Source organism: Brevibacillus sp. JNUCC-41 (genome assembly GCF_014844095.1).
Lineage (GTDB): Bacteria > Bacillota > Bacilli > Bacillales > DSM-1321 > Peribacillus > Peribacillus aracenensis.
Map to the genome: position 1 here is coordinate 1,695,891 of NZ_CP062163.1, position 25,333 is coordinate 1,721,223.

Annotated in this window: 25 protein-coding genes, 1 tRNA gene and 1 riboswitch; of the genes, 3 read left to right on the forward strand and 23 right to left on the reverse strand. The window is 43.5% G+C overall.

The window, feature by feature from the left end; genetic code table 11:
• Nucleotides 1-18 precede the first annotated feature (18 nt).
• From ybaK to JNUCC41_RS08490, 18 genes are all read right to left on the reverse strand, one after another.
• A complete protein-coding gene (gene ybaK, locus JNUCC41_RS08415; protein ID WP_063234213.1) occupies nucleotides 19-495 on the reverse strand; it encodes a Cys-tRNA(Pro) deacylase in 477 nt (158 codons plus the stop codon).
• Between the two features lie 97 nt (nucleotides 496-592).
• Nucleotides 593-2,137 carry a gluconokinase gene (gene gntK, locus JNUCC41_RS08420; RefSeq protein WP_192207305.1) on the reverse strand — a complete coding sequence of 515 codons (1,545 nt, stop codon included), beginning with the start codon at nucleotides 2,135-2,137 and terminating at the stop codon, nucleotides 593-595.
• A gap of 22 nt (nucleotides 2,138-2,159) precedes the next feature.
• On the reverse strand, nucleotides 2,160-2,315 hold the full coding sequence (locus JNUCC41_RS26705) for a GntT/GntP/DsdX family permease (RefSeq protein WP_353618320.1): 156 nt from the start codon (nucleotides 2,313-2,315) through the stop codon (nucleotides 2,160-2,162).
• 87 nt (nucleotides 2,316-2,402) lie between these two features.
• On the reverse strand, nucleotides 2,403-2,705 hold the full coding sequence (locus JNUCC41_RS26710) for a GntT/GntP/DsdX family permease (RefSeq protein WP_228467578.1): 303 nt from the start codon (nucleotides 2,703-2,705) through the stop codon (nucleotides 2,403-2,405).
• A gap of 52 nt (nucleotides 2,706-2,757) precedes the next feature.
• The gene (locus tag JNUCC41_RS26715) at nucleotides 2,758-2,988 is read right to left on the reverse strand and encodes a GntT/GntP/DsdX family permease (protein ID WP_228467579.1); all 231 of its coding nucleotides are present in this window, start codon (nucleotides 2,986-2,988) and stop codon (nucleotides 2,758-2,760) included.
• A gap of 38 nt (nucleotides 2,989-3,026) precedes the next feature.
• Nucleotides 3,027-3,725 (reverse strand): ATP-binding protein, encoded by a 699-nt coding sequence (locus JNUCC41_RS08430; RefSeq protein WP_192207306.1) that lies wholly within the window; start codon nucleotides 3,723-3,725, stop codon nucleotides 3,027-3,029.
• Nucleotides 3,722-4,216 carry an ECF transporter S component gene (locus JNUCC41_RS08435; RefSeq protein WP_192207307.1) on the reverse strand — a complete coding sequence of 165 codons (495 nt, stop codon included), beginning with the start codon at nucleotides 4,214-4,216 and terminating at the stop codon, nucleotides 3,722-3,724. The genes JNUCC41_RS08430 and JNUCC41_RS08435 overlap by 4 nt, the downstream gene beginning before the upstream one ends.
• 2 nt (nucleotides 4,217-4,218) lie before the next feature.
• Entirely contained in the window at nucleotides 4,219-4,803 is a 585-nt protein-coding gene (locus tag JNUCC41_RS08440; protein ID WP_063234218.1) for a cob(I)yrinic acid a,c-diamide adenosyltransferase, read from the reverse strand.
• A 14-nt stretch (nucleotides 4,804-4,817) separates the two neighbouring features.
• Nucleotides 4,818-5,192 carry a bifunctional adenosylcobinamide kinase/adenosylcobinamide-phosphate guanylyltransferase gene (locus JNUCC41_RS08445; protein WP_228467580.1) on the reverse strand — a complete coding sequence of 125 codons (375 nt, stop codon included), beginning with the start codon at nucleotides 5,190-5,192 and terminating at the stop codon, nucleotides 4,818-4,820.
• A gap of 5 nt (nucleotides 5,193-5,197) precedes the next feature.
• The gene (locus JNUCC41_RS08450) at nucleotides 5,198-5,815 is read right to left on the reverse strand and encodes a histidine phosphatase family protein (RefSeq protein ID WP_192207308.1); all 618 of its coding nucleotides are present in this window, start codon (nucleotides 5,813-5,815) and stop codon (nucleotides 5,198-5,200) included.
• Nucleotides 5,773-6,564 (reverse strand): adenosylcobinamide-GDP ribazoletransferase, encoded by a 792-nt coding sequence (cobS, locus tag JNUCC41_RS08455; RefSeq protein WP_192207309.1) that lies wholly within the window; start codon nucleotides 6,562-6,564, stop codon nucleotides 5,773-5,775. Before cobS ends, JNUCC41_RS08450 begins: the two co-directional genes overlap by 43 nt.
• Entirely contained in the window at nucleotides 6,561-7,136 is a 576-nt protein-coding gene (locus tag JNUCC41_RS08460; protein WP_192207310.1) for a bifunctional adenosylcobinamide kinase/adenosylcobinamide-phosphate guanylyltransferase, read from the reverse strand. Before JNUCC41_RS08460 ends, cobS begins: the two co-directional genes overlap by 4 nt.
• Complete coding sequence (cobD, locus tag JNUCC41_RS08465) at nucleotides 7,109-8,182, reverse strand: threonine-phosphate decarboxylase CobD (protein ID WP_192207311.1); 1,074 nt, start codon at nucleotides 8,180-8,182, stop codon at nucleotides 7,109-7,111. The genes JNUCC41_RS08460 and cobD overlap by 28 nt, the downstream gene beginning before the upstream one ends.
• The gene (cbiB, locus tag JNUCC41_RS08470) at nucleotides 8,157-9,122 is read right to left on the reverse strand and encodes an adenosylcobinamide-phosphate synthase CbiB (protein WP_192207312.1); all 966 of its coding nucleotides are present in this window, start codon (nucleotides 9,120-9,122) and stop codon (nucleotides 8,157-8,159) included. The genes cobD and cbiB overlap by 26 nt, the downstream gene beginning before the upstream one ends.
• Nucleotides 9,119-10,591, reverse strand: coding sequence for a heme ABC transporter ATP-binding protein (locus JNUCC41_RS08475; RefSeq protein ID WP_192207313.1), 1,473 nt, complete (start codon nucleotides 10,589-10,591; stop codon nucleotides 9,119-9,121). Before JNUCC41_RS08475 ends, cbiB begins: the two co-directional genes overlap by 4 nt.
• A gap of 6 nt (nucleotides 10,592-10,597) precedes the next feature.
• A complete protein-coding gene (locus JNUCC41_RS08480; protein WP_076368413.1) occupies nucleotides 10,598-11,653 on the reverse strand; it encodes a FecCD family ABC transporter permease in 1,056 nt (351 codons plus the stop codon).
• Nucleotides 11,616-12,581 (reverse strand): ABC transporter substrate-binding protein, encoded by a 966-nt coding sequence (locus JNUCC41_RS08485; protein ID WP_192208098.1) that lies wholly within the window; start codon nucleotides 12,579-12,581, stop codon nucleotides 11,616-11,618. The genes JNUCC41_RS08480 and JNUCC41_RS08485 overlap by 38 nt, the downstream gene beginning before the upstream one ends.
• Before the next feature lie 179 nt (nucleotides 12,582-12,760).
• Nucleotides 12,761-12,935: riboswitch (cobalamin riboswitch) on the reverse strand.
• An 86-nt stretch (nucleotides 12,936-13,021) separates the two neighbouring features.
• Complete coding sequence (locus tag JNUCC41_RS08490; protein WP_228467581.1) at nucleotides 13,022-13,894, reverse strand: polysaccharide deacetylase family protein; 873 nt, start codon at nucleotides 13,892-13,894, stop codon at nucleotides 13,022-13,024.
• A gap of 204 nt (nucleotides 13,895-14,098) precedes the next feature.
• On the opposite strand from JNUCC41_RS08490, the gene JNUCC41_RS08495 reads away from it, so the two are divergent.
• Nucleotides 14,099-14,172 (forward strand) — tRNA-Arg (locus tag JNUCC41_RS08495).
• A 208-nt stretch (nucleotides 14,173-14,380) separates the two neighbouring features.
• Here the strand turns inward: JNUCC41_RS08495 and JNUCC41_RS08500 are convergent.
• Nucleotides 14,381-16,369, reverse strand: a complete 1,989-nt coding sequence (locus JNUCC41_RS08500; protein ID WP_192207314.1) for an acyltransferase family protein — start codon at nucleotides 16,367-16,369, stop codon at nucleotides 14,381-14,383.
• 621 nt (nucleotides 16,370-16,990) lie between these two features.
• Between JNUCC41_RS08500 and JNUCC41_RS08505 the strand changes: the two genes are divergently transcribed.
• Nucleotides 16,991-17,155, forward strand: a complete 165-nt coding sequence (locus JNUCC41_RS08505) for a hypothetical protein (RefSeq protein ID WP_192207315.1) — start codon at nucleotides 16,991-16,993, stop codon at nucleotides 17,153-17,155.
• A gap of 146 nt (nucleotides 17,156-17,301) precedes the next feature.
• Here the strand turns inward: JNUCC41_RS08505 and JNUCC41_RS08510 are convergent, their stop codons facing one another.
• Complete coding sequence (locus tag JNUCC41_RS08510) at nucleotides 17,302-19,494, reverse strand: DNA topoisomerase III (protein ID WP_192207316.1); 2,193 nt, start codon at nucleotides 19,492-19,494, stop codon at nucleotides 17,302-17,304.
• 214 nt (nucleotides 19,495-19,708) lie between these two features.
• Here JNUCC41_RS08510 and JNUCC41_RS08515 point away from each other — a divergent pair, with 214 nt between their 5' ends.
• Nucleotides 19,709-21,259, forward strand: coding sequence for an ABC-F family ATP-binding cassette domain-containing protein (locus tag JNUCC41_RS08515; RefSeq protein WP_192207317.1), 1,551 nt, complete (start codon nucleotides 19,709-19,711; stop codon nucleotides 21,257-21,259).
• A 106-nt stretch (nucleotides 21,260-21,365) separates the two neighbouring features.
• Here the strand turns inward: JNUCC41_RS08515 and JNUCC41_RS08520 are convergent, their stop codons facing one another.
• From JNUCC41_RS08520 to JNUCC41_RS08530, 3 genes are read right to left on the reverse strand one after another with little or no spacing between them, the layout of a single operon-like run.
• Nucleotides 21,366-22,553 carry a class I SAM-dependent methyltransferase gene (locus JNUCC41_RS08520; RefSeq protein WP_228467582.1) on the reverse strand — a complete coding sequence of 396 codons (1,188 nt, stop codon included), beginning with the start codon at nucleotides 22,551-22,553 and terminating at the stop codon, nucleotides 21,366-21,368.
• Nucleotides 22,554-22,586: 33 nt separating this feature from the next.
• On the reverse strand, nucleotides 22,587-23,495 hold the full coding sequence (locus JNUCC41_RS08525; RefSeq protein WP_192207318.1) for a phosphotransferase: 909 nt from the start codon (nucleotides 23,493-23,495) through the stop codon (nucleotides 22,587-22,589).
• Nucleotides 23,496-23,510: 15 nt separating this feature from the next.
• Nucleotides 23,511-25,148 (reverse strand): DEAD/DEAH box helicase, encoded by a 1,638-nt coding sequence (locus tag JNUCC41_RS08530; protein WP_192207319.1) that lies wholly within the window; start codon nucleotides 25,146-25,148, stop codon nucleotides 23,511-23,513.
• Nucleotides 25,149-25,333: the final 185 nt, after the last annotated feature.

Here is a 25,333-nt window from a genome sequence, read left to right on the forward strand (position 1 = left end):
TACCTAAAGGCAAACATTTTATTTTATGAGGGCTACAGATTCCGCTTGGGTGACTTCCAGGAATTCTGACGGTTTTAATACGATCTGTGTACCGATTTTCCCTCCACTTACAATGATTTCAGGCAGGTTTGTTGCACTTTCATCGATAAAGGTCGGGTATTGCCTTTTCATTCCGATCGGGGAACAGCCTCCCCGAATGTACCCTGTGTATTTTTGCAGATCTTTAACCGCAAGCATTTCAATTTTTTTTGCACCTGCGGCCTTCGCTGCCTTTTTCAAGTCCAGTTCGGTTGCTACAGGGATGACAAATACGTAAAGCTGCTGCGGTCCGTTATGGGTAACAAGCGTTTTAAAAACGGTTTCCGGCGCTTTTCCGATCTTGTCCGCAACAGTGATCCCGTCGATTTTTCCATCGCGGGCATCATAACTCATCATGCCATACTCTATACGTTTGTTATCAAGAATTCGCATTGCATTCGTTTTACTGGCTCCCATAAGAAGATTCCCCTTATCGTTTTCTACCATCTTACCATTTTAAAGACCTGGCAAAAAGAAAAGCACAGTGCTTATTCATCTGTGCTTTCCCTACAAATTATTCTAAATGGCGTCTTTGGAAATCAGCGATCCTCTTGTAGTCGCCTTCCAATTGCCTGCTCACGGATAAATAAATCGACATTAACTCTTCATACACTTTAACGTTCTCTTCGATTGGGATAAGTTCATTCGTTTCACCAACCATACCCTCAACCTCATCAAGGCCTTCGATTTCGCCTAAAGCATATAATCCAAGAACGGCGGCACCTAAGCTCGAACTCTCAAAGCTTTCAGGAATTGTCACGTTTTGATTGAATATGTCAGCCATGATTTGGCGCCAGAGCTTCGACCGGACAAATCCGCCGCTTGCATGAATCTTCTCGGGAGCACCAGTCAGCTCCTTTACAGCAATAAGGACGCTGTACAAATTATACATGACACCCTCCAGCACTGCCCGGACCATATGGTCACGAGTGTGATGAAGCGCCAACCCAAAGAAGGAGCCCCTTGCATCGGCACTCCATAATGGTGCCCGTTCCCCTGCCATATACGGGTGGAATATCAACCCATCTGAACCAGGTGCAATATTAGAAGCCATATCCGTCAGAATCTCATAGGAGTCCTGTCCCGAAGCCTTCGCTTTTTCGATTTCCATACGGCCCAATTGATCGCGGGCCCATCGGAAGGTGATTCCCCCATTATTGACCGGTCCGCCGATTACCCAATGATTCTCAGTAAGGGCATAGCAAAATGTCCTGCCTTTGGGATCGGTAAGCGGCCGGTCACTGACGGTCCTTACCGCACCGCTCGTTCCGATTGTCACTGCCAGAACACCTGGCTTGATTGCGTTTTGCCCCAAGTTGGCAAGTACGCCATCACTCGCGCCAATCACAAACGGAGTACCAGCATGAATGTTCATTTTTGCAGCTAATTCCTCACTTAAGCCTGAGAGGATATGGGTCGTAGGGACAAGCGCCGGCAGCTTGTCAGCCCCGATTCCAGCGATGGTGAGTGCCTCTTCATCCCACTTCAGGTCATTCAAGTTGAACATGCCCGTTGCAGATGCGAGTGAATAATCCATCACATACTCATTGAAAAATTTATAGATGATGTATTCTTTTATTCCTATAAATTTTTCCGTTTCGTTAAAAATCCCGGGATGCTCATTTCTTAACCACATTACTTTCGTGATTGGCGACATTGGGTGAATGGGTGTTCCCGTTCTGTGATACAATTGCATCCCCTGTTCCGAAGCCTTCAATTTCCCCGCATAGGCAACACTTCGATTATCTGCCCATGTAATACTATTCGTCAGAGGGTTACCGTCTTTACCAATTGCGATCAAGCTATGCATCGCCGAACTGAAGGATATGAAGCCTAGTTCTTGCTTTTCTATTCCGCTTGCAATCATAACCTCGCCTATTGCAATGATGACCGCTTTATAAATCTCCTCGGGATCTTGTTCCGCAACGGAAGGAGTTGGACTGTGAAGAGGATATCCCCTCGAACAAGATTGGACAACCTCCCCCCCTTTAGAAAAAAGAACGACCTTCGTACTCGTCGTACCAATATCGATTCCCATCATATAACCTGAATGTCCCATATTTACATCATGCTCCTTTCTCTTAAACAATTGAATTCAATAGTAAGATTAGGATAAGTGAAACGACTGATATAATCGTTTCCATAACCGTCCAAGAATTTAACGTTTGCGCGCCTGTTAAAAAAAGCTTTTTGATCATCCAAAATCCGGCTTCACCCCCATGCATTTTTAAATGCATGGCCGGCTCCAATAATCAAGATGATGGATCCAGTTGGGGCGAGGCAGGGCGGCCATGAATCTGCTTAGCTCTTCTTTATTAAAACCTTTAGCTCAACCTAATGTAAAGAATGAAACTACCACAGAAACATAAGGGGATGATCGGTTTTCCAATGAAGGCAATCACATCATCCAATATTGAATCTTCACCAAACACAGCACCGAAAGCTCCGATCAACATTAGTAAGAACGGCATTAAAATCATGATCAATGTAATGCCGAAACCTGGGTGCTCACGGTTATGTATATTGGAGAATTGATCCGCTGACCACTCGGGTGCTTGTCCATCCATTCTTTTAGATATGCAGGAACCAAAAATAGGACCAGTTAACATGGGAATTCCTATTTTCACACTTGGCCATCGCCTTTCCAGGCATGGTACCTAAACCGACAATGAGTACTATCTAACCAAAATTATTACCTGCCCCTGTCTGAACAGCATCTGCAACATCCGGAATATCCATACGTGCGATAATCCCTAAAACGACGGAGGCGAGAAGTAACGCAATACATGGGTGCCATTTTACTTTGGCCAAGATAATGATCAAGAAAACTAAACATCTTAAATCAGGAAGGGAAAGGAAAGGAATCCATAAAAGTGGGCTCTCAAAGAAAAAAGCATCGAACCAGTTCATTGTGAACTAAACTCGATACCTGATTCAGTCTTGAAATATCATTCACCAATAAAAAGAGGACCGGATCGGTGCTTGATTTCTTCCTCCAGTTGTTCAGGATAAGCAATGAGGAAGCATGTGGATGGTCCTGATGATTTTGCAATATCGACTTTATTACTTATATGCACGGAAACACCTTCACCACTTTGATCCAGATGCCCCCATTCATATGCTATCCCTTTTGAACCGACGGGAAGTGCCTGAACACCTTCCATTTCACAAAGGCTTTTATATAAAGATAACGGCGCGACCCATTCTTGCTGGTCCATTACTTCTTCTCCAACGAGCGGCCTGCCGATCAGAGCTATTTTCCGTAAAGGATGCTGCTTTTTAACGGATTCATTCGTTCGTTTACCGATGACCATAAGTCCAAGTGCTGATTGAAGAAGCGGCATGTTACTTTCAGTGCTGCCTGTAATGGGGAGATCCTCCATTCCCAATTCATTCAGCCCCTTCCTGACACCCCTGGTCAAGTCCTCCCAGGCCTGATCGCCGCAGAAATTATTTAGAACGACGGACACTGGACTCCCGCCAGCGCCCAAACATTCCATAGCGGCAACCCGAAAGGAATAATATCCAACGACCTCATAAGGGACATGGACAAGATCTTTTTCCTTCAGGCCGATTCCGCCGCTATTATCACTTGAAATAATCAAAGAATCTGATTCGGAAAATGGCAAAATCAATGAATCACTCATTCTGCGAGTCCATCTTTAAAAATCATTTTTTTCAAGACAGGCTCCAAGCGTGGCAGTAAAAGGCCAGCCAATGCTACATTTACCGCCGTCGCTGCCGTCAATCCCGGAACCAATAACGTGTAAAAACCAGGGCTGATCAGAAATGCGAAAGGCAGGGCTAAAATGAAGGCATTACCGATAAAGAAGAGGAAAAATGCGCCTATTTTTTTTCCGTTTATATATAAAATGCTAAACATCCATGTCAGGACCGCCATTTCGACCATGATCAAAAAATGGAATGGCCCAAGTGGCATGCCGCCGAATAACGCTGAAATGATATGGCCAAGGCCAGCTACAATAGCCCCCGATACCGGTCCAAGTATGACAGCCGCCAAAAGGGCTGGAAAACTATCCAAGGCGATACTACCGATCGGGGAAGGGATTTTAATCATTGCCCCTACCGCCGATAAGGCAATGAATATAGCAATTGCACTAATTTTTCTTACATCCATGTTTACTCTTTTTCCTTTCTTTTCCCTCCACGGAATACATTTGCGCTGCGGATATATTCCACATCTTTCACACCAAGACGGAAGTTGATCACACGTGCAACAGCAAAGAAGTAATCCGACAAACGATTTAAATATTGAAGTGATAATGGTGAAACGGCCGCACCAGACTTGATCAATGAAACGACCAATCGTTCCGCCCTTCTTGTAACGGTACGGGCGATGTGAATGGTTGCAGCCGCTTTTGAGCCGCCAGGCAGGATGAACTTTTCCAATTCCGGCGCTTCAAGTATGAAGGCATCTATTCGTTCTTCCAAATAGGTAATGGCCTCCTCCGTCAGCTTCTGTGGGGCCTTCTCGGAAACGGTTGCCAAATCACCGCCGCAGTCAAACAACTCATGCTGGATTTTCTCTAGATCGGCCAGTACATCCGTAAATATCGCTGAATCCAATTCTGTCACCGCAAGGCCGATATAGCTATTCACTTCATCGACCGTTCCATAAGATTCAACACGGATGTCATCCTTATCAAGCCGACCTCCGATTACGCTTGTTTGTCCCTTATCCCCTGTACGTGTATAGATTTTCATCCCAATTGCCTCCTCTACTTTATTTGCTGGTTCATTCCATACCAGATGATATCAACGCGGCTGGATATGGATGCTACATCTTGAAAGACCCATCCGCAGGCATCGCGCCATCTGCGATCTTTTGCTTCGATCGGGACAATGCCTTTGGAGATATCAGAACCGATCACAATGCAATTGTGTTCATCCTTTTCTTTCTCCCATATTCGCCAATCAGCCATGATTTCCTTCCATCTTTTTCGAATCGAATCTGAATCCATCTTTTCTGCATCTTTCTGAATCCATGCATCCAACCCTTGCAATACAACAGTCTTGCCTTGAAAACCAATCAATTCAGGCTGTTCTTTTCGATAACCGGATAACCAAAGGACATCATTTTCCAAACCATACAATTGCTTTACCCATTTAGTTTTTCCATTATAGGCGCCTCCTGTAACAAAGTGCAGCGTTCTCCCCTCCTTAAGCTTTCCCGGTCTTCCCATATCAGCTCATAACCCTTGCCATGGGAAATTCCCCAATCAAAAAAGGACTTTTCCTTCGGCGCATGGCGGACCAGTAAATCACGAATTACCCCTCCATGTGTCATTAGGGCAATTCGGTTTTCCTTACAGGCAATCAAATGGTTCCAGCCATTATTCACACGCTCGGAAAATGCCGGATAGCTTTCACCCCCGGGCACAAGGGCCTCCATGGGATGTTCCAGCCAATTAAGATAATCTCGATCTGTCTTCAACTCCTGATATGTCCGACCTTCCCAACTGCCGAAGTTCATTTCACGGAACAAAGGATTTTTGACTGGAACTGCATTTGGAAACAGCAGTCGTGCAGTTTCCACACAGCGGGGCAAATCACTGCTGTGAATTTTTTCATACTTTGGGTAAGAGCCTCTTAATTCCAGTATCTCCTTTTCTCCTTTGATGCTTAATGGGGAATCGGTCCAGCCTAAGTAGGCCTTTCGCTCATTTGCTTCCGTCAGCCCATGGCGAAGTAGTGTAATAGCCACAATATCAGCCATAACCAAAGCTCAACCCCTTCCACGGATGCCCCCAGTACATCCCCCGTTATCCCACCGAACCAACTGACGATTTTACGTTTTATATAAACCAGGAAAAATACCGCAGCCAGACACATGATGAAAAATAAGGTGACAAGCTTAAGATCGATGATCCAGGCAACCGCCAGACTTACAAGAAGGTACAGCCAATAAATGGGCAAACTGCTTTTCTTTACTGCACTTTGAAAAAAAGCACCGAGCCCCTCTTTTTTAGCCAGCGGCATCCGGATGAGCAAATAACCCATCACGCATTTGCTTAAAAGTGGAAGGGCAATGATCAGGAAGTATGTCCATTCATTTACCCTTTCGACAATTTCATAGATAAATAGAAACCGGGCGGCCAATAGGACTATGACGGAGATGACACCGAATGCACCTGTCCTGGAATCCTTCATGATTTCCAATCGCCGCTCTTTATCCTGATAGGAAAAAAAAGCATCACTTGCATCGATCCAGCCATCGAGATGCAAACCTCCCGTTAATGCCATCGTCAAAAACCAAAGGAAAAAGGCAATCGCAAGCGATGACAATGGGGTCCATTCCACGAGCGCATACAAAACACCGCCCAATATCAAGCCTAGCAAAAGACCTACCAACGGAAAGGTTTGAATGGCACGGTGAATATATTTCTTCTCCATCGGAAGCTGCTTCTTTATTGGAAAAACCGTAAAGAACTGCAGGTTAATTAAAAACCCGATCACTCCGCTCATTCCTGCATGCACCCTTTCTTCCGCAATGGAATTCCCGCTTCTACAAGATAGGCTTCATCGGCCTGCCCGACGATCGTTTGATGAAGCTGGCCCAGTGTTTTTCCGTATATATGAAGGAAATCATCCTGGAAAATCGGTTCCTGCACCAATTCATTGCTCACGACTATTAAACAGCTGGATTGTTTTCTTATCTCATTGATTCCGGTTATTATTTTTGAAAAAACGCTATCTAAAAATTCTTCTTCAAGCGGAATACCAGGGCCAAATAGCTCGTTATCAAGCAGGGTTGTCAGACAATCGAGCAGAATGATGGAATCCTGATCAATGTCCTCCCCTATCCTTGTAATATCCGTTGCGTATTCGGAAGTTTTCCAAGCAATCGAGCTGCTTTCTCTATCCTTCCGGTGCCTAAGGATGCGTTCACCCATCTCCACATCACTGTTACGGCCACAGGCTAGGTAATGCAAGTTCCCATCCGTTTGGAGTGCATACTCCAGGGCTTTTCTTTCTGCGAAGCTGCTTTTACCGGAACGGACACCCCCGGTTATAAAACAGAGCCTTGCCTTACCCACTGTCTTACCCCCTCCATCAATGCTTCGTTATCATGTTCACTCTTCACTGCAAACCGAAGCCACCTTCCATCCAAACCGGGAAAATTATAGGTATGGCGCGGTACGATTCCTTTTTTCAGCAAAAAGGGGAAAAGGGATAAGGATTCATCCTTCACCAAATAAAAATTGACTGTGCTATCAGAGACATTCAACCCTTGCTCCTCATAAAACCGGAATAGTTTTTGCTTTTGCCCTGCAATATAGTCTCTTGTCTTTCTCATATAAGCCTCTTCTGCAAGACAGATTTTCCCTACTTCAAGTGCCACATGGTTGACGCTCCAATGCGGTTTATAATTTCTTACCCGTTTTATGATGTCAGGTGCCGCAAGCAAATAGCCCAGTCTCAAACCCGGAATTGCAAAGATTTTAGTCATTGATCTTAGAATGAGTAAATGTGGAAATATTTTGATTAAAGAAGCATAACTAAAGGCATCCTCAGTAAAATCATAAAAAGCCTCATCCAGGACTACCAGGCAGTCCGCCTTTTGGCATTCAATGATCAATTCCCTAACTGCATCCCGCTCAAATGAAACACCCGTCGGATTATTAGGGGTACATAAGAAAATTGCATCATATTCGGGTAATCGGGGAATCAATCGATCCAAGTCCAATTGCCACTCAGGAGCATCAAGCTGGTGAAAATCGACCTTACATCCTGCTGCCAAACAAGCTTCAGCATATTCCGCAAATGCCGGCTGAATGATTAGCACCCTTTTATTGGCTAATCCGTTCGCTACCAACATGATGATTTCAGCACCACCGTTCCCCATCAAAACGGATTGCTCAGGAAGCGCTTCTTTTTTTGCCATTGTTTTTGTCAGTTCAATGGCATGCGGATCTGGGTATTGAAGGATTCCTTCAAAAAACCCAGACCACTGTTCCTTTATGCATAAAGGCGGACCCAATGGGTTGATATTGGCACTAAAGTCGATAATCGATTCAGGCATCTCGATTTCCATCGCTTCGTAAAGATAATGAGGATTAGAGCCATGAGAAGGTAATGTCAAGAATAAGTCCCCCTAGCCATAGCATCAGCAGAAATAGAAAAGATGACCGATGCATGATGGTAATCGTTTTTGGTATATGTTTTGCTTCCAATCGAACAAGCGGAACTCCCATCCTCGCACGGTCGGAAACAATTCCTTTGTACATATTCCGGCCTCCAAGCTGTATTCCCAAAATGGCAGCAACACCTGCTTCACACCACCCGCTATTCGGGCTTGGATGTTTTTTTGCGTCATTGAATAATATCTTCCATCTGGCACCAAATCCATGATAGCCGGATTCCGAGCTCAGCAACATCAGGAATCCGGTGAGGCGGCTGGGAATCCAGTTGACGATATCATCGAGCTTGGCTGAAGCCCAGCCGAATTGCCCATATTTATCATTTTTGTACCCTACCATGGAATCGCAGGTATTAATCGCCCTGTACATCATCGCGAGCGGCGCACCGCCAAATGCTGCCCAGAACATCGGTGCCGTAATCCCATCACTGGTATTTTCCGCTACGGTTTCCACGGTGCCCCTGACTATTTCGGATTCATCAAGATCAGCAGTATCACGGCCAACGATATAGGAAAGCTTTAGCCTCGCTTCAGGTAAATCCCGTTCATTAAGCGGATTGCAAACATCCATCCCAGCTTGCTTCAAGCCCTTCTGAGCTATCGTAGTGGAAATGACAACAGCTTCCCAAAGGATGCCTGCAAGCGGGTGGATCCGATAAGCCAAATAGACGGTAAGACCAGTAATCAATATCACCGCCGATACGACGATGATTAACATGAAGAATCCATTCCGTTTCTTATATGCCCCTTTATTGAATACCAGGTCCAACTTGCTTATCATCGTTCCTATCCATTTGACTGGATGCGGCCAATTTGGCGGATCACCAATTAATAGATCAAGGAAAAACGCCAGCGTAACTGCCAAAAGATGATGATAAATCATAAATCCTCAATCCGTTTCCGAGTATTCTTTACTGCTTCCACTGTACAATCATAAACACCGCGGCTGATCATCTTCCCTAATGGAGTGATGGTGCCCGCATATTGAAGCTTTGCCCCTCTTTGAGTTGCCGCAATCAAAATGCTGTCTGTCGATGTTCCTGTTGCACATGTATTTGTCACCTTATCCATGACATGCAAATCATGAAGTGCTTTTACCTTTGCCTCGGTCGCAGTAACTATGCTGTGGATGAAAGCCTCTTCTGCCAAATGGCCATTTACGAATATCCAAGTATTTATCGTTCCTGGAGCGGAACTCCAAGAATGCCGGTCTGCTAAAGAAGCGTCGATGGCATTGCCTACACCAGCCGTCACGATAATGAAAACCGAGAAATCTTCAGCTCTAAATAGCTTGAAAGCAACCGTGTCGAGAAAGACGGCTGTCATCATCCCTACCGTTTCCTGAGGTTCAAAACCATGAGTCCTTAAATAGTCGGCCATTTCAACATGATGATCCTCGCAATCATAACCATGATGGACGTGCCTATTCACAAAATATTTATGCCAGCCCGTCCCTGAACCAGTCACTCCAGAAGACATCGTTCTAAGCGGAATCGGAGAATCCAATTGAATCATCTCTTGACCGACTGTCAAATAAGAAACATCGATTTCCAATGGGATAAAATCATGGCCATGCTTTTCCGGAACGATGAACATCTGCGGTTTCGGAAGGGCGGGATGTGGATGTTTTTCGATCGTCGTATGATATACATCCTGAATCCGTTCCTGTTGGAGCACTTCGTTCGGCACATCAACAACCTGAATCTGCCCTTTCTCAAGCAACATAAGCCGATCACAATATAATCCAGCCAAATTCAAATCATGAAAAATTGAAATAACGGTCAACTTCTGCTCTTTTGCCATTTTCCTCATTAAATCCAGAAGATCTTTTTGATAGGAGAGATCCAAGTGGTTCGTAGGTTCATCCAAAAAAAGGATTTCCGGCTCTTGGGCAAGTGCCTGTGCCAGCAAGACCCTTTGTCTCTCCCCTCCTGATAATCGTTCAAAATGAAGGTCCTGAAAATCAGCTACTCCCGTTTGTTCCATAACTCGTTGGACAATCGATTCATCTTCTGCGGACCAACTATGGAACCAACCTGATTGATGGGCATATCGACCAAGTGAGACTGTCTCTTTTACTGTATAGGAGAAAGCTAATGAGGAATGTTGAGGGAGCACAGCAATGACCTGTGCAAGTTGTTTTGACGAATAATCCTTCAAATCCCTACCTCTAATGCGTACGCTTCCGCCTTTATAATCGAGCACCCCGCTAAGCATGCTTAAAAGCGTCGTTTTTCCGCTGCCATTTGGACCAAGAATCCCGAATAATTCCCCTTTATGTACATCAAAAGAGACAGAGTCCAAAACAGCTTTGTTATGATATCCACCTGTTAACCCTCTTACTTCAAGCATCCGTTTTTACCCTTCTCTCCGTCTCTTTAATAAAATCAGCGCAAATGCAGGTGCCCCGATAAGTGAGGTGATCACCCCGATCGGCAGTTCCGATGGGGCAATGATCGTTCGTGCCACAAAATCCGCCAATATTAAGAATCCGCTTCCTACCAACAATGACAACGGAAGTAGATGTTTATGGTCAGGCCCCCAAATCTTTCGGACAAAATGAGGAATGACCAATCCTACAAAGCCAATCGCCCCTGAAACGGCAACGGCTGCCCCTGTCAATGTCGAACCGGCTATCAAGATCCACATTTTCCGCCGCTTAACATTCACACCTAAGTGCTTTGCCCGGTCTTCCCCGAAAGTCATCGCATTCAATTCACTTGTATTCATGATCAAAATCAATGATCCAATGATAAAAAACGGCAAAATGATTGCAATGTAATTCCAACCTCGCATTGAAACGCTTCCCATCAGCCAGCCGATGATTTGTCTTAATTCATCACCGGTCAGCGCAATCATCAATGAAATGAAGGCACTTAAAAATGAGCTGAAAATGATTCCCGTTAAAATGATCGTTTCCACTTTCATCGATCGATCCATTTTTTTTGCGAAAGTAAGTACGCAAAGCATCGTGAGCACTGAGCATAAGATGCTCAATGCCGGAAGAGTATATAAACCGATGAACGGCAGTGAAATATTCAAGAATATTGTCAATACGGCGCCGACCGATGCTCCTGATGAAATACCCAATGTGTAAGGATCAGCAAGCGGGTTCCGGAGCAGTCCCTGAAAAGCCGCACCCGCAATCGCAAGTGATGCCCCGACCAAACCCGCAAGCAATACGCGCGGCAGGCGGATGTTCATCACGATATTCGTAAGCATCACATCCGGATCAGCAGAAATCGGCAAATGGAAAATCTCCTTGCCGATTATTTGTATAAGTACGGGAATCGGTACTGGCACCGAACCAAAGGAAATGCCTATCGTCATCGCGAATAACAAAATGAACAACGCAATCAAATAAGCAAACGCCCATTTAGTTGTCAAATTGGTTCGGATAGACTGATTTGGCAAGTTCCTCTACTCCCTCTATTAAACGTGGACCGGAACGGGTTACCAAGTCTGAATGGACATCAAAGACTTGGCCATTCTTAATAGCATTTACGTCTTGCCATCCTTTTCGGCCCGTCACTTCACTCACTGAATCTTTCGCATAGTAACCATATGTTGTAATGATGACATCCGGATTTGCAGCAATCATCGACTCTTCATCAATTTTTGCCCATCCGTCCAATTCAGCAGCAGCATTATCCGCTGATATAATGTTAAGCATCTCATTCATGAAAGTATTTTTTCCTGGTGTGTATATTTCTGGTGAAGGCGAAACTTCCACTAAAACGGTCTTCCTATCCGCTTCCTTTATGGATTTGGCCTTTTCCTGAATGTCCTTGAGCTTCGTTTTCATATCCGTAATGATTTCTTTTGCCTTATCATGTTCTCCCGTTGCCTGTCCAATCATTTCAATAGACTCATAGACTTGGTCAAAACTTTGTGCATCATTGACTACAAGGACATCTATTCCAGCATCCTTAAGTTGCTGTAAACCCTCATTTGAATTATGGGCACTTGATGCATGTGCAAGAACAAGATCCGGTTTCATGGAGACAATCAGCTCCGTGTTCATTTCCATTCCGCCAACTTTTTCAATTTCTTTCGTTTCTTCCGGGTAATTATCATTATCGGATACACCAACGACATTTTTACCCAAACCAAGTGCAAAGACCACTTCCGTATTACTTGGTATCAACGAAACGATTTTCTTCGGTTTTTGTTCTATCGTCACTTTTTCCCCAGTTGCATCTTTAATCGTAATCGGGAAAGCTTCGTGTTGAGCATGATTCGTTTGTTGCTTTTCTTTTCCTTCATCAGCAGCGTCACTGCAGCCAACCATCAATCCTGCAGTAAGCAACATCAACAGTATCAGACCAAAAATCTTCTTCATTTTCATTCCCCACAATCTTTTCATTTAATTTCTTCCCACCTTAATAAAGAAAACGCATTGTTGGAAGATGCCCCAAAACAAAAAGCACCTCCCGTTAAACGGAAGGTGCTTGCATGGCAACAATATCATTACGGACTCTTTCTTAGGGTCTGCCACACACCTTCCCATCCGCGTAGGTTACAGGTGTACGAATTTTGGCAGGTCTCCTGGCTCATGGTCATCGTCAACGGCACCTTCCCATATCTCATACAGTGGTACACAGCCGTCAGCTCCCATATACAGTGGCGGGACCGCGCTGGCATTTCACCAGCTTCCCTTTTAAGTCATTACGACACCAAATCGTTCATATGTATATAATTTTCACTGCCTTCATTATACACCATGTAAGAATCGATTATTATATGATTTTTCTGAACAAGTTCGAAATGAGCCTTCCACCTTCAATGATTTGAAGCATTTTCAACCAGTGACGCAAACCCATCGACTGATAACCCGGGTGAAATCCGAACCCGATGCAGGGCATGCATCCCTTGGTCCCTTGAAGCTCCCCCAGGTTCGGTGGTGACTGCCATCTTGTATCCCGCTTCTTCTGACAGCGCTAGACTCTCTTCATTATACCGGCCAACCGGATAGGAGAGCACTGTCGTGTCCTGGTCGAGCATACGGTCGAATAGCTCTTTCGACTGAACCATTTCCGCTTCTTGCTGCACTGCCGTCATGCGGTTCAGCTCCAAATGGTTGATGGTATGGCTTTCGATCGAAATCCCATTCCTGCTCATCACCAACATTTGATCTTCAGTCAGGTGATGACCTTTATCAATGGACTTACCGATCATGAAGACAGTTGCTTTCATATCATTTTCCTTTAATATCGGAAAAGCCTCTGTGTAGTTATCTGTATAGCCATCGTCAAAAGTAAGCCAGACGCACTTCTCACTTGGCATCCGATTCTCGGTTAAAACGAGGTATGCTTCTTCAGGGGATAATGTATAGTAACCATTCTCCCGAAGCCAAGCCATCTGTGCTCGGAATTCCTCAATTGGAACCCGAAGTCCATTCCCTTCAGAAATGCTGTGATACATCAAGATTGGAAGCTGTACCGCGGACTTGGCCATTATCCAGTCTCCCGTATCGATTTGGCCATCCAAATCCTGACCGGTCCCATTCTCGGCCGCTTCGACCACTTCAATGTCATCTTCCGCAATCGGTGCAGCCGTTTTTATGCCTATACCCTCTACAATCCTTTGTGAACAACCAGGTAAAATTAAAATCCCCAGCAATGCCACCATCCATAAAACTCTATATCTTTTCACTATCATTCCCCTAATTTTTTCTAGTATAATAGTATCAGAATACTATTCGATAATAAAGTATTCCATTTAAAGAATTAATAGGAAAACAAAAGGGCATAGCTACCTGCTGAGCATTTATGAAGATTTTTTTCATAAGTATGTGCTATAAGCTTGAAAAGTTTGCCTATAAGAAATATAATAAATAAGTCGTCGACTTAAATATATGTCCCAGTAGCTCAGCAGGATAGAGCGACAGCCTCCTAAGCTGTAGGTCGTAGGTTCGATTCCTATCTGGGACGCTAATTTCAAAAACCCTGTTACAATGCAGTTTTCTGCATCGTAGCAGGGTTTTTTCTGTGAATCATGGGACCACTAGACATTAGACAAATTTAATCACAAATTCATCAAGCCATATAAATATCAAAAAATCTGAGCCCTTTACAGGACTCAGATTTTTCATTTTGAAGATAACCACTGTTTATATTTACAAATTCCAATTAGCTATACTTACTTTTCAATTAAACCTATCTCATTGATTTTTTCTTCAAAAACAGGTCCGAAACTTTCAGAATAAGTATTCGTTAAATGTCTATTGTCACGGTAAATTATAACATTACCTATAATGGGCTGGAATTTACCGTTTACTTTGAAGTAATCTGTTAAGTCAATTTTATGCAAGGATTTATTCTCTTTTTCAAATTGTCTCCAAAAGCTTTCGTCTTTCTGATTATCTACTGAATTCATTTTTTTTGTAGTTTCTTCTAGTCCATCTGTTTCTAATGATTCCAGCACGTTAAAGCTATATCTTGGATCATCACGAATCGCTAACACTTCAATACCATATTCATCTTTAACATACTGCAGCTGATCGACCATTTGTTGTTGTATTTTATTATTAGGCGAATCAGAAGCTGTGGCGTGAGAAATGACAAGATCTACATCTGCATCCTTTAGATAATCGAGAACATTATTGACCCAGATACCTTTCAAATCATCATCCGCATAACCTGTTGAAAAACGTGTACCTGAACGAGTCATATTCAATACACGATAATTGTCATCTTTTGTTGCTTCTAAAATGGCACCTAACCAATGCTCTGAATGGGAACTGCCGATCAGGGCAATTGTAGCATCGTAATTTTCAGTTTTGCCATATTCCCCAATTTTCAAGTCACTTTCCTTTAACCCTTGGTTACTGCCGTCCAAATGCGCTTTTGGTAAATCATCAAAGACTTCAGAATATGACGGAATTGGTTCTTGATCAGGTATATCGTCAGGGTTTTTTACAGCTAACGCTCCTGGATAATTTTTATCGTTTATATTATTTTCTAGCTTATTTTTATCTATATATACTCCAATTAAAAGAGATGCAATCAAGAGTACATTCACACTGCCCATTAACCCGATTCTCTTGAATGAGAATTTGTTGTCCTTTGAGCTTCGGATTGGTTCTTCTATAAATCGAGTCATTAAAAACGAAAGGGCAATTGATGAAATGATAATAAGAGTTCCAACGATGAACCCTGGAGTTTCCTGGACATTATAACGGTAGAACTCCAATAATACCCAATGCCACAAATAGATTCCAAAGGCTATTCCACCTAGCTTCACCATTACCGGGGAACCTAAAAAGCGTTTGACACCATATTTCGTATCGCGTGTACCAGACAAAACAATGAATAATGCGCAGGTCATTGGCCATAAGGCAATATACCCTGGAAACATTTCAGATACATTGAAGACTATTCCAGTTAAAATTAATCCGATTAATCCCAGCCAGCCTATCACTGTAGCAATATATTTATTTACCTTGATTGATGATAAATTGATGCAGAGCAAACTGCCTAAAGCAAATTCCCACACACGTGTCATCGTAATGAAATAAGCCCATGGCTGATTGACAGAGGTTAAATATATCGAATATATAAAAGAAGAAACAAATAATATGACTAAAATAGCATTGATTAATGTTTTTACTTTAGTTAATTTATATTTTTTTATTAAAAATAAAATTAAAGTGAATACCAAAAACCAGATGATATAAAATTGTCCTTGTATGGACAAAGCCCAAAAGTGCTCAACAGGCGATTTCATTTGGCTAGAATCTAAATAATCCGTGCTCGAAAATGCCAATTGCCAGTTTTGGTAGAAAAACATGGAGGCAAATACTTCATGTATAGTTTTATCTAAAATTGATTTAGGTAATAAAAACCAACTTAAAACGAGAACAATTGCAAGAATAAAAAATACAGAAGGAAGTAATCTTTTCATTAACTTTGTGACATATGGCAGAAAACGATATTCCCCTGTTCGATTAATTGTGGAAACGATTGAAGTGGTAATAAGAAAACCTGAAATTACAAAGAATACATCAACCCCGCCGGAAACACGATTTAACCATATATGATATACCGCTACCAGCAGTGCCGCAACAACGCGTAACCCTTCGATCTCGGGTCTGAATTTACTCTCAATATTAATTAATGGTTGTTTCATTTGATTCTATCTCCTACTTTTTCGTCATGCATACAATTTAAAATTATATCACTTTACAATAATGATTTGTCAATATAGTAGAAAAGGTTCTTTAAATTTCACGAGTTCAGTGCTTCTCCCAACTTATCAACCAGGCCCCCTTACAGAAAATGTACGTTACCTGGATACGAAGCCCTCTCACTTTTCCTTTCATTGAAATAGAACGTTACTTTATAAAAAAGTAAGTCCACCAGGGGCTAACGAAAACGTGGGCATGCTCCAACTGACCGGGTTTATTAAACTGTCAAATTCAAGAACATCCCCGCAAAAAAAACGAACAATACAATTCAAACTGTTTGATTGTAAATGGAGGTTTGTTTTATTACATGGATTTCTGGATAAAATCATGCTTTTTTTAAAATATATGTTTTAACCTGTCCCATCCGGGTATAAAAATACTGTAAGACATTCTCACCAAAGGAGATGATGTGCATGATGAGTACAATCAGAAGCCAATGGAACAAAGAGAATGACGCAGCGGTGTTTAGTCCCGGTGATCAGCGTTAGAGTCAATGGAAGCGTTAGATGATGATCAAGTATGGGAATTACTAGTCTTCTCATCCAAAGGAGGATGATACGATCATGAGTATTTACAGCCTATGGAATCCAGAGAATGATGAAGCAATTTTCAGTCCGGGTGATCAGAAACCATTCAGTACACTCATACGAGTAGATTCGGATAAAAACACACACACTGACAAAACACTTGAATATGAATTACAAGGCACCGTACTGAATGAAGTTTAACAGAAGCAGATATATGGAAAGGGATGGAGCACTCGCTCCATCCCTTTCTGCCGTCATTTTCATTTATATGAATTTCGCCATTTCAAATAACCCCATAAAAAAAGAGCCCTATCACCATGGAGCTAGAGGTGAAGGACTCCTTTCTTTTATTTATCGAATTTCAGTTTTGCCAAGGCATCCGCCAAGGCAGTATTGATCGGCTCTTCTTTATTTTGCTTTTTCATATAATTGGAGACTTCATTTTTGGATACTTTTTGATTTTTATTTTGCCCTCTTCGTTTATTGTAAGAAGAAAGTTTTTCATGAAAACCGCATTTACAGGTGAATGTCTGTGCTTCTCCTTGACCGCGCATTTCCATCTTTTTGTGACATTGTGGGCATCTAGCATTTGTTACACGTGAAACACTTTTTTTGTGGCCACATTCTCGATCTTGGCAGACAAGCATTTTTCCCTTTTTACTATTCACTTCAAGCATCAGCTTACCGCAATCAGGACATTTCGTTCCTGACACGTTATCATGCTTGAATTTTTGGTCACTATTTTTGATTTCATGGACGATATTTTTGGCGTAGGCGCGCATATCGCCGATGAAAGTCTGTTTTGGCAGCTTCCCTTTTGCAATCGCGGTTAGCTTCTGCTCCCATTGAGCTGTCAAAGCTGGAGATCTCAGGTCTTCTGGTGCCAATTGAAGAAGTTGTTTTCCTTTAGAGGTAACATGAAGGCCCTTTCCCCTCTTCTCAATCAGGAAGCTATTGAACAGCTTTTCAATAACGTCAGCACGCGTTGCAACAGTTCCGATCCCGCCAGTTTCACCCAAGGTCTTGATGAGCTCTTTGCTTTCCCCTGCCATGAAACGTGCAGGATTCTCCATTGCCGAAAGAAGCGACCCTTCATTGAATGGTTCCGGCGGTTTCGTTTCACCCTCTGTTTGTTTCACGGTCGAAATGGTTAAATTGTCACCTTTTTGAACGTTCGGAAGCAGTTGCTCTGCAAGGCCATCTTTAGCTTCTTCCTCATCGAATTGGTGATCATAAACTTCCTTCCAACCTGACTTGAGGACGACCTTCCCTTTTGCCATGAACGTCTCCTGCCCCATTTTTGCGGTGATGGTCGTTTGTTCATATTCAAAAGGCGGCATCAATACAGCAAGGAACCTTTTCACGACCAAATCATAGATTTTCGATTCTTTGTCGCTCAGTTTTCCCGGCAGCGGTGTTTGCTCAGTAGGGATGATTGCATGGTGATCGGAAACCTTGCTATCATCCACGAACGATTTATTGACCTTAATCAGGTTGCGCAGAATCCTCGATGCATACTGGGCATATGGCTTAATGCTTACAGCCTGTAATCTTTCTTTTAGCGTATCAACCAAATCCGTTGATAAAAAGCGTGAATCCGTCCTTGGATAAGTCAGGACTTTATGACTTTCATATAAGCGCTGCATGATCGATAGCGTCTCTTTCGCCGAATAGCCGAATTTCTTATTGGCGTCCCGTTGAAGTTCAGTTAAATCATATAAAGAAGGGGCAAAACTTTTCTTATGGGACTTGTTAACTTCAACGACTTCTGCACTCTTCCCCTTCACGGCTGCAAGAACCTTTTCTGCCTTGTTTTTATCGAATGTGCGGATATCTTTTGATTGGGCATCCTGCCAAATCAGGCGCAAATTAGCTTCTGCAATTGCGGAAACGCCATAATATTTCCTAGGCTGGAATTGTTTTATTTCCTCTTCTTTTTTTGCGATCATCGCAAGCGTCGGCGTTTGGACCCTCCCGCAGGATAACTGGGCATTGTGCTTGGTCGTCAGGGCACGTGTCGCGTTCATCCCAACGATCCAGTCCGCTTCCGCCCTTGCTACAGCAGAGGCAAATAGGTTTTCATACTCCTTGCCATCCTTCAGGTTTTTAAATCCATCTTTGATCGCCTTATCCGTTACAGAGGAAATCCAAAGCCGTTTGACGGGCTTCTTTACATTCGCTTTTTCGAGAATCCAACGTGCAACAAGTTCCCCTTCACGGCCTGCATCCGTTGCAATGATGACATCCTTGACATCCTTGCGGTTCAATTGTGTTTTAACCGATTGAAATTGTTTGCCTGATTGCTTGATGACGACCAATTTCAAAGTAGGCGGCAACATGGGCAGGTCCTCAAGGCGCCACGTTTTATATTTTTCATCATAAGATTCCGGATCTGCATGGGTGACCAAATGACCTAGTGCCCAAGTGACGATATACTGTTCGCCTTCAAAAAAGCCATTACCCTTTTTCCCGCAATTCAGCACTTTAGCTATATCTCTTCCGACCGAAGGTTTCTCGGCCAGTACGACTGTTTTACTCATAATAACATCCTTTCGCTTTTAAACTGGTTCCTCTATTATCTCATATAATTTATGACAGGGCGATAATGCACAGCATGGCATTGATAAACAGATCGAACAGGGCTCCCCGCGCCCACATATATGTAAATTAATAGATTAGATAGCAATCCCGTGCAGATTTTAGTATGATGAAACGTAGGGATTTTTTCAAATTAATTGGGAGGTTCAATATAAAATGAGCTTACTTTCTATAGATAAATTAGCACACAGCTTTGGCGACCGTACCTTATTCAAGGATGTATCCTTCCGCCTGATGGCCGGTGAACATGTAGGCCTGGTAGGGGCGAATGGTGTCGGGAAGTCAACGATGATGAATATCATTACAGGACAACTCATCCATGATGATGGCCGGGTGGAATGGACACCTGGTGTCGAATATGGCTATCTTGATCAACATACAATACTTTCTAAAGGTAAATCCATTCGCGACGTCTTAAGGGATGCATACTTACCTTTATTCGAGCAGGAAAAAGCACTTAATGAAGTTACGGAAAAAATGGGTACGGCCACTCCCGAAGAACTTGAAGAACTTTTGGAACAAATGGGTGAAATCCAGGACAAGCTGGAAGCCGGCGGTTTTTACAATCTCGATATTAAAATTGAAGAAGCGGCACGCGGTTTAGGTTTGGATGCAATCGGGTTGGACCGTGATGTCTCTGCCCTAAGCGGCGGACAACGGACAAAGGTATTATTGGCGAAGTTACTATTGGAACAACCGCAAGTCCTGCTGCTCGACGAGCCAACCAACTACTTGGATGTGGAGCATATCCGCTGGCTAAGCAGCTACTTAAAGGAATATCCACATGCATTTCTATTGATATCGCATGATACCGAGTTCATGAACGGCGTCGTCGACGTCATCTTCCATCTTGAATTTTCTAAACTGACCCGTTACACGGCAACTTATGAAAAATTCCTTGAGCTGGCTGAATTGAATAAAAACCAACATATTAACGCATATGAAAAACAGCGCGAATTCATTAAAAAGCAGGAAGATTTCATTGCAAAAAATAAAGCGCGCTATTCAACGACCGGCCGGGCAAAGAGCCGTCAAAAGCAATTGAATCGCATGGAACGCATCGATCGTCCAGAAACTGCAATGAAACCTACCTTCGACTTTAAAGAATCACGTGCGAGCAGCCGTTATGTCTTTGAAGGTGAAGATCTGGAAATCGGATATGACCGCCCATTGCTACCAAAGCTATCCATGACCATCGAACGGGGAGAAAAAATTGCCGTGGTCGGCTGTAACGGGGTTGGTAAATCCACTCTTTTAAAAACGATTTTGGGTAAAATCGATCCTCTAGGCGGTAAAAGATCACTTGGGGACTTCCTTTTTTCTTCTTATTTTGAACAGGAAGTGAAAGCAGGCGATACGACGCCGATCGATGAAGTATGGAATGCATTCCCGCATCTGGACCAACCGCAGGTACGTGCGATCCTTGCCCGTGTCGGTTTGAAAAACGAGCATATTACACGTCCGATGAGCCATTTAAGCGGTGGGGAACAAGCAAAAGTGCGCCTATGTAAACTCATGCTTACCGAAAGCAATTGGCTGTTATTCGATGAACCGACCAACCATTTGGATGTAGTTGCAAAAGAAGAACTGAAACGCGCAATGAAAGAGTATAAAGGAACGATTGTCCTCGTATGCCATGAACCTGATTTCTATGAAGATTGGGTAACCAAGGTATGGGATGTAGAGGAATGGTCGGCCCAAAATTAATTTTTTCAGGGGATGTCGCAGAAGCGGCATCCCCTTTATTATGAAATAAATAAAAAGCTGACTGAAAATGCTCCTTCAGTCAGCTTTCATTTCCTCAATATGCAGCTTAAACTCGTTCCGCCACCAAGGTAAATGTTTTCGGAAGCCCAATATCATGGACTTTATGATTCGGTTCTTCCTCGAGCACTTTAATAACAAGCCCTGATTGACCTATTGACGTTATCAGTTCCCCGATTGTCCATTTACGCTGCACAACTCTTGAAAGGCTCCCTTTTTCCTCATCCGGCATATGCTTCGAAAAGGCGACCTCATTGTTTTCGATTGCCGGAGCGAAATAGTTGCCTGTTATTTTATGTTTTTTACCATTTGAAGTAATGAGCTTTGTTGAAATCGGGTGAAATTCATGCAGGACGAATCGGCCTCCAGGTTTCAGCATCTTTTTAATTTTTTCAAATAAAGGCTGCAGATCTATTAAGTAGTGAAGGACACCGAGCTCCATTAAAACCAAATCCTGATTTCCTGATTCATGCTCGGATGATAATGAAAGGACATCCGAAACGATATACTCGATGGAGACATTGGCCCCACTGGCCAGCTCATTTGCAAACATTGCATTTTCCTGGGAAAAGTCAACTACTTTCACTTCAGCTCCCAATATGGCGAGGGCAACTGCTTTAACACCGTTCGACCCCATCAAATGAGTGATTTTTTTACCGGATGTTTCTCCCAAATATTTATAAAAAGGGTGCAGTCTCCATTTTGGGTTTTGCTTGATTTTCGATGCCAATTCAACGGGATCTCCATAACGATTGACCAGCGCTAAATAATTATTCTGGTTCCACGCCTGTTCATTTTCCGCTGTGAACCCCTTCTGCTCGGCAGATAGGTAAGCATGGATCTCGGAACTGCATTTTCTCATTTCTTCGTCGTATAGATAACTGTATAACGACCTGCACCAAACCTCCTTATCCCCCATCTTGATGGACAAACGATAAGGGTCCGTTTTAATGGTCGTGTTAAACCGGCAGCGCACAGCGGCAGGAATCCCCTCGACATCCATTAGAAAGGAGGCAGTCTCAGGGCTTCTTTCAGGCTTTGTTGGTGCGTATTCGGAAAAAAGATCTAATGCCTCATTAAAGATATCCCATTGTACATCAATATTGATTTTCTTATACTCACCGATGTCCACTCCTTGCACGAACAGAGCGGATCGACCTGTATATTGGTATGGGATGTTAGCTTGATCCAACATGTTCGCCATTAATGTGATTGAATGATAATAACTTGCCTTCATATGAACCTCCTAAACATCAAAAGAACATGACACTTATTCTTCTATAGCAAATTTCAAACCAGTACTCGTAATGGCAATCAGTTCTTCATCATGGCGGTCTATGCCATAAACGAGTAATGTAACGAGCATATATATCGCTCTGAACCGGGCTAAACTCTCTGTTTCCTTTTCGATTTCACCATAGATATCAAAAAAAACCCTGCGCACTTCTTTGGGGAAATAACTGTATAAAAAGGAGAAATCAATGGCTGGATTCCCGACATGAACATCTCCCCAATCAATGATACCCGCGAGAACGCCTTCGTCATCAAGTATAACGTTCCGGATATGAATGTCTCCGTGAACGAGTGAAACCGGATGCTGAACATCCCATTCACCTAAGGTTTCAACAAAATCCTTAACCGCACTCGCCTGTTCAAAGAATCCTAGCTTTAATAGATTCGAGACATTTTCCATTAGCGATTTCTTACGATAGGATACATCAAGCCTCATCATCCCATCAGGCTGCACACCTAAACGCATGGCCCTTTCCACAGGGAAACTGTGAAGAGCCTTCAAAAAATGGGCAAACCTTTTTGCCGATTCAGCCTTATTTGCCACTGATCCTGCTACAGGCAAGTGCCCCTTTACCATTTTATAACCGGTAAAAGGATACGGATACAGTGTACTTGGTTTCCCAAAAAAGATCGGTTCAGGGATAGCAAGCGGAAAAGTGCCTGCAATGGAAGGCAAAAGCTGATTTTCCACCTGAATCAGCGTAACTGCAATAGGGCGGCGGGGAAAACGGAATACAAATTGCCCATTGATTTGTATGACCGTGTTATCGAAACCCTCCCCAAGTTGCTTGATCTCTTTCAACTCGATTTCCGGAAACTGCATCATGATCAATTTCCCTGCTAGCTCCAGCGAAACCGGATATTCTGCCAACCAAGGCTTTTCCACTACCGTCTCCCCCTTTTACCGGTTTCTCCCTCTATTGGGGCTGCTGCCAGATCCACCTCTAAGATTACTTGGCCCTTGTCTACGGCTGTCTCTTTGATCTCCTCGTGGATTGTCACGCCTTGGACCACGGCTGTCTTCCGACCTGCCTCCCCGTGTATCCTCACGTCTAGGTCCACGGCCGTTTTCCATCCGGCCTCCCCGTGTATCCTCACGTCTAGGTCCGCGGCCGTTTTCCACCCGGCCTCCCCGTGTATCCTCACGTCTAGGTCCGCGGCCGTTTTCCACCCGGCCTCCCCGTGTATCCTCACGTCTAGGTCCGCGGCCGTTTTCCACCTGGCCTCCCCGTGGTTTCTCCCTCTCGATTTCACGATTGTCCGCTTGATTTACAGAACGGTGACTGCCTCGATTCGGTCCTCTCGTATCTATCCGTTCCCGGTGTTTCCTTCCCCCTCCCGAACGCGGTCGGCGGGTACCTTCATCAGAAGAGTCTTCATAGCGTTTCCTCTTTTGCCTCACCTCATCGGGTTGGAACATTTTCACTCCTTCAATCGTCCTTCTTTCGATCTTCATGGAGATCCCTTTTTCAATCTCGCTTAAAAGCTGTAAATCCTTCGTTGCTATGAAAGTTACAGCCAAGCCATTCTCACCCGCTCGGCCTGTCCGGCCAATTCGGTGGATGTAACTTTCTGCATCCTCGGGAACATCATAATTAAAAACATGTGTCACACCTTCTACATCGAGTCCTCGTGCAGCAACGTCCGTTGCCACTAAATATTGAAGCTTTGCGTCTCTGAAGTTTTTCATGACACGTTCACGCTTTGCCTGTGAAAGGTCACCATGAAGCTCTTCAGAGTTGAATCCAGCTGCCTTCAAGGCATCATTCAAAACCGAAACGCGACGTTTTGTACGGCAAAATATGATTGCAAGGTATGGCTGTTCTTCTTTGATCATGTTGATTAATGATGACTGTTTGGCACGATCGGTAGTCTCGATGACAAGCTGCCTGATTTTCTCGACCGTTACTTGCTCGGCCTTCACCGCGGCAGTTAATGGTTTAGTCATATAGCGTTTTGCCAATTGATGCACCTGTTCAGGCATCGTCGCTGAAAAGAGCAACGTTTGGCGTTCCTCTGGAAGCTGTCCCATAATTTCTTCGACCTCTGGTAAGAACCCAATATGTAGCATTTGATCAGCTTCATCCAGCACGAGTGTTCCAGTTTGTGATAGATCGATGGTGCCTCTTCGTAAATGATCTAAAAGCCTGCCTGGCGTGGCGACCACCACGGAGATGTTTCTTGTCAGCTTTTTCATTTGTTGCTCGACATCCTGTCCGCCATATACTGCAAGCACTTGGAGTCCTTCCATTTCATTAGAGAATTTCTTCAATTCAGCAGTGATTTGCAAAGCCAATTCCCTGGTTGGCGTGACGATCAGGGATTGTATGTGGGATGCGGCGGGATCTACTTTTTCCAGGATTGGCAGCAAAAATGCCAAAGTCTTCCCTGTCCCCGTTTGAGCCTTCGCGATGACATCCCTTCCAGCAAGGATATCTGGTATCGATTTTTCCTGGATCGGGGTAGGAGTGGTTATTCCTATTTGCTTTAATATCATGTTAATCGCCGGGCTGACGCCAAGGTCGATGAATTCTGTCATGTTTGGGCCTACTTTCTGAATTTCTTCATTTAATTGACTGATAAATCCACTGAAATGGTAACAGCTTCCTTCACTTAATGTCATATTCCTTAGTCTAAGCTAATTGTTAGTATATCATTATCTATTTTCGAGAAAACCTGTACCTTAAAATTTTTCATCCTATTGTACTTTAGTTGTTTTTCTAA

What these genes read in the sequence shown, in the direction of transcription:
- ybaK (WP_063234213.1), bottom strand. Translation starts at nt 495, where the DNA reads ATGGGAGCCAGTAAAACGAATGCAATGCGAATTCTTGATAACAAACGT.
- JNUCC41_RS08510 (WP_192207316.1), bottom strand. Translation starts at nt 19,494, where the DNA reads ATGAGTAAAACAGTCGTACTGGCCGAGAAACCTTCGGTCGGAAGAGAT.
- JNUCC41_RS08485 (WP_192208098.1), bottom strand. Translation starts at nt 12,581, where the DNA reads ATGAAGAAGATTTTTGGTCTGATACTGTTGATGTTGCTTACTGCAGGA.
- JNUCC41_RS08530 (WP_192207319.1), bottom strand. Translation starts at nt 25,148, where the DNA reads ATGACAGAATTCATCGACCTTGGCGTCAGCCCGGCGATTAACATGATA.
- JNUCC41_RS08430 (WP_192207306.1), bottom strand. Translation starts at nt 3,725, where the DNA reads ATGAGTGATTCATTGATTTTGCCATTTTCCGAATCAGATTCTTTGATT.
- JNUCC41_RS08475 (WP_192207313.1), bottom strand. Translation starts at nt 10,591, where the DNA reads ATGCTTGAAGTAAGAGGGTTAACAGGTGGATATCATAACAAAGCTGTT.
- JNUCC41_RS08505 (WP_192207315.1), top strand. Translation starts at nt 16,991, where the DNA reads ATGAGTATTTACAGCCTATGGAATCCAGAGAATGATGAAGCAATTTTC.
- JNUCC41_RS08515 (WP_192207317.1), top strand. Translation starts at nt 19,709, where the DNA reads ATGAGCTTACTTTCTATAGATAAATTAGCACACAGCTTTGGCGACCGT.
- gntK (WP_192207305.1), bottom strand. Translation starts at nt 2,137, where the DNA reads ATGGGACATTCAGGTTATATGATGGGAATCGATATTGGTACGACGAGT.
- JNUCC41_RS08435 (WP_192207307.1), bottom strand. Translation starts at nt 4,216, where the DNA reads ATGGATGTAAGAAAAATTAGTGCAATTGCTATATTCATTGCCTTATCG.
- cbiB (WP_192207312.1), bottom strand. Translation starts at nt 9,122, where the DNA reads ATGATTTATCATCATCTTTTGGCAGTTACGCTGGCGTTTTTCCTTGAT.
- JNUCC41_RS08520 (WP_228467582.1), bottom strand. Translation starts at nt 22,553, where the DNA reads ATGAAGGCAAGTTATTATCATTCAATCACATTAATGGCGAACATGTTG.
- JNUCC41_RS26715 (WP_228467579.1), bottom strand. Translation starts at nt 2,988, where the DNA reads ATGAACTGGTTCGATGCTTTTTTCTTTGAGAGCCCACTTTTATGGATT.
- JNUCC41_RS08500 (WP_192207314.1), bottom strand. Translation starts at nt 16,369, where the DNA reads ATGAAACAACCATTAATTAATATTGAGAGTAAATTCAGACCCGAGATC.
- JNUCC41_RS08450 (WP_192207308.1), bottom strand. Translation starts at nt 5,815, where the DNA reads ATGGCTGATATTGTGGCTATTACACTACTTCGCCATGGGCTGACGGAA.
- JNUCC41_RS08440 (WP_063234218.1), bottom strand. Translation starts at nt 4,803, where the DNA reads ATGAAAATCTATACACGTACAGGGGATAAGGGACAAACAAGCGTAATC.
- cobS (WP_192207309.1), bottom strand. Translation starts at nt 6,564, where the DNA reads ATGAGCGGAGTGATCGGGTTTTTAATTAACCTGCAGTTCTTTACGGTT.
- JNUCC41_RS26705 (WP_353618320.1), bottom strand. Translation starts at nt 2,315, where the DNA reads ATGCATTTAAAAATGCATGGGGGTGAAGCCGGATTTTGGATGATCAAA.